The sequence below is a fragment of the Anabaena cylindrica UHCC 0172 genome, assembly GCF_034931625.1.
Lineage (GTDB): Bacteria > Cyanobacteriota > Cyanobacteriia > Cyanobacteriales > Nostocaceae > Anabaena > Anabaena cylindrica_A.
The window spans coordinates 1-3,736 of the sequence record NZ_JAYGGY010000152.1 but is presented as its reverse complement, the minus strand read 5'-3'; the positions used below and the strand labels follow the sequence as shown (position 1 = coordinate 3,736).

Annotated in this window: 3 protein-coding genes; all 3 read right to left on the bottom strand. The window is 34.6% G+C overall.

The annotated features are described in order from the left end of the window. Nucleotides 1-430: 430 nt before the first annotated feature. Genes VB713_RS28140 through VB713_RS28130 form a run of 3 tightly spaced genes read right to left on the bottom strand, consistent with a single transcriptional unit; the run spans nucleotide 431 to nucleotide 3,186 of the window. A complete protein-coding gene (locus VB713_RS28140; RefSeq protein WP_323314777.1) occupies nucleotides 431-808 on the bottom strand; it encodes a hypothetical protein in 378 nt (125 codons plus the stop codon). A 33-nt stretch (nucleotides 809-841) separates the two neighbouring features. After that, nucleotides 842-1,492: a restriction endonuclease subunit R gene (locus VB713_RS28135; RefSeq protein ID WP_323314776.1), complete on the bottom strand. Its 651-nt coding sequence runs from the start codon at nucleotides 1,490-1,492 to the stop codon at nucleotides 842-844. Nucleotides 1,493-1,518: 26 nt separating this feature from the next. After that, nucleotides 1,519-3,186 carry an ATP-binding protein gene (locus tag VB713_RS28130; protein WP_323314775.1) on the bottom strand — a complete coding sequence of 556 codons (1,668 nt, stop codon included), beginning with the start codon at nucleotides 3,184-3,186 and terminating at the stop codon, nucleotides 1,519-1,521. Between the last annotated feature and the right edge of the window lie 550 nt (nucleotides 3,187-3,736).

The window sequence follows — 3,736 nt, the reverse complement described above, 5'->3', positions numbered from 1 at the left end:
ATGTGGCTTATTTTCATACACCTAAAGGATGGTGGAGTCCTAAATTTGGGAATTTAAAAATTGAGTGATTGTTTTATATAGCAAGTAATTTTGACATTTCCTCCCATCAGGTTGTTCCAGTCACCCAGTTCTTGATTTACCGTATAAACATAAAGTTGATGTTCACTTGCAGCTATAGCTTATTCAGAGGCAACAGGGAACGGGGAACTCTTAACAGGAAAAACCCATGTTTAGAAACATGAGATTGAAATAAAGACACTCTTTACTTCGTGCTACGTATCTTTTAAAAACATCTTTTTTTTGACTGAGCTTTAAACTCAGAACTAAAGTTTTAGGAAATAGGACACTTTCTGTTACCTTTTTTTTTGTAAAAAAAATCCTTTGATTCTCTTACTTTTACTTGACTCTTTGACACAGTTATGTTTAATGGTTAATCCCACCAAGCATATAACTTTTGAGAATTTATTTCTAACTCATCACATCCCCAAACGAATTTAACAAATTCACCGACAAAATCTAAGTCTTCTACACCGATGACTGTAATCGCATCAATAACTAAATCTGGTTTTTCTGTCTTAGTAAATGCTACTCCATCAAAATTTGCTATTAATCCTTTTTCTTGGCAACGCTGTCCAAATTCAATAAATAAACCTACTGTTGGAGCAGCATTAAAACTTGCAGATGTTGTAGTGTAACCATCTTTAACAATCTGTTTCAATGTTTCCAATGATAAATCCCGAAACTTAATTGCATTAGGAGTATATTCAGTAATTGCATTACCCAGTATTTCCTCAATAATTTGAACCATAAATTTTAGTTAAACTTCATATTGGATGAACTTTTATAATACTTTTATATTATGAATATTTCTTGCTAGTTGACCTAAGCTTTTCAACACTGACAAAACTGTATACAACTCATTGCCCGGATTGAAAATATAAAACAAGCGAGAAAAACCATACTTTGGTATGTTTTCATTAATCAACTTGACGAAGATGAAACTACCACCATTAGTAATTAGTCCATATATTGCTTTGTCGGGTTTAGAAATTGCCAACATATAAGCAAGAATCTGGGCTTTACCTACTTCCACAGAAAAAGCTGCTTGTTTAGATTCAATCACTACTACTACTAGCTGTTCAAACAAAACTAAGACATCAATCTGTCCTTTAACCGTAACACCAGCATCTTCAGCAGCAATTTCTACAGATTTTTCTGATTTAACATGAAATGGAGATAGATAAAAGTCTGCTAAATCTAACAGGGGAGACAACACCACCATTTTTACAGTATTTTCAAGTAGAGGTGGGTACTTAAGCAAATTGGCATAACTGGCCTTAACTCTATCAAGTTGTTGTTTTTCTAATTGTGTAATTTCTGGCAAGTCACCAAACAATTCTGTAAAAAATTGCTCATCTTCAACTAATTGAAGTTGAAATTCTGTCTCTAATTCCAGCAATGTGATGTCTTTAGCCTGTATTGTTTGAACCATAGCAATTTATTTCCTTATTAATAATTTCACCCACCAAATATATCTATATTACCAATTGCGTACTCCGATGAATCTACAGTCGAAGATGGTAAACCCTGAAGTTCTGCTTTGTTCCTCATACTTTCTACCTTATCTGCTTCTCTAATAGCTAACGGATTAATTTGCTGACGTTCTGCTAACAACGTCGCCACTGAAATCTCCAATGCTGGTAGTTTACCATTGCTAGAAACAGGTATATCTTCTGGAAACATTTGACAGAAAGTAGTAGCCGCAGCCCTCTCAACAATAGTTTGGATTTCTGCACCTACACAACGATTAGTTTCTTTCAACAGTCGTCGCCATTCCTCTTGACTATAAGGGTCAATTTTACCAGAAACATCACCACTAAACCTATCGTCAAATCTAGCACAGTGGAGTTTAAAAATATTGTGTCTTTCTCCATAATTAGGCAAGTCTACTTTATAAATGTAATCAAATCTTCCTGCCCTAGTTAATTCTGGTGGTAGCCATTCTAAACGATTAACACTAGCGATTACAATAACATCACTGGTACGTTCTTGCATCCAAGTGAGTAACTGTCCTGCTAACCTTCTAGCTATATCATCATCTCCAGCGAATCCCTTATCAAAGTCATCAAAATAAATAACAACTTCATTCAAACAGTCTACTAAATTTAGTAATTGTTTCAGTCTTTTTTCTGCTTCATTACCATAGCTTCTCAAATTACCCCAATCTACTAAAATCAAGGGAACACCTAAAATTTGAGAGCATACTTTAGCAGAATGTGATTTACCCGTACCTGGTGGACCTACCAGCATTATACCTTTAGGAACTCTGAGTTTGTAGGCTTTGGCAAGGGGACTAAATAGTCTTTTGAATTTCTTAAAAGCCTCCTGCATCAAATCCAATCCTCCCAAGGGAACTTGGGGAGTAGGAATAAACTCAATTCCATAAAGTCTGTTGAGCAAATTGATTTTATATTGGAGTAGTTCTTGGGCTATTGCTTCTGCACTTTTATCATGAGAATGAATTGATTTTAGCCCTTTAATTAAATCCGAAATATATAGTCCAATCCCACTACGGACAATTATAATTTTGTCCATTCCGCTCAAAGTTGATGGTAAAATTTCCTCTGCTTCCTCATTAAGGCTTGCAGTAATTTCTGAAATATTAGGTAATTCTTGAGTAACTACAGGGATTTGAGCAGCAAGTTCTGGGTGTAAGTTAGCTTGAGAACCTAAAAGAATAGCACATTTGATTTTACCAACAGCAGATTGAGAGAAGGAAAGATTGAGCAACTTTGATTTCATCCATTCAGATATCAAGAAAAACTGTGTTTCTTGGGCTACATTAGCACTAATCCAGGGGTATAGATTCTCGATGATTAATACTCCTTCGCCCTGAAAACATTCCCAAAATTTAAAAATACTAAATTGGTCTTTTACTTCCTTTATTGGTTTCGGAGTATATTCATCAAAATCTTCAAAAGTTAGATGCACATTATCAAAGCATTCAATTTCCTTAATTATCTCTTGTCCTAAATTCCACAAGTAGCACTTAATGCCTATTTTTGAGCAATACTGGCAAAGAGAGCGGAGCATTCGATATCTTTCTTGTACAGGAGATTCACAAATAATCACAGGCTCTCCTGTGGTGATGAAGTTAGTCAGTTTTCCTAAGAATAAGGATGCCATATTATTATATTCACAAGCTTTTTATAAGATTAGTACCGCAGTGCAAAAGTCAAAATGAATACGGCATTGAGCTTTTCAGTTATCTGAAGTTCACTTGTGCCGTGCTGTACTAGATTTATACCAATTCTGTATGATTATTGAATCTTTGAAAATCCAGATTAGCCAAAAATTTGGCTGACATTGATGAGAGTTTAAGCATACCTACAGCGTAGTTAGGAGGTACAAACTGAGAACCAAAACTCAAGCAGCAACGGTGTTTCACCTCCTGCCTTCTGCTGTAACAAGATTTAAATCTGATTTGTATAGCCAAATTCTAATGGTAATTTGAGGTTTTAGCTAGGATTAAACTATGTAATTTCTTTCTATCAAATGATAGATGCAGAATGTAAATAAAAATAGATTAAGTTACAGATTTAGAATAAGAAGAGTGTCTTTAAAATAGGAGTATAATCAATACTTTTCTGATTAGTCCACAATTTACTTTGTCTGCGGCGGAAAGGAATTATAACTTTTCCCCCTTAATCAAAAGGTATTGGAAGTGTTGTTACTT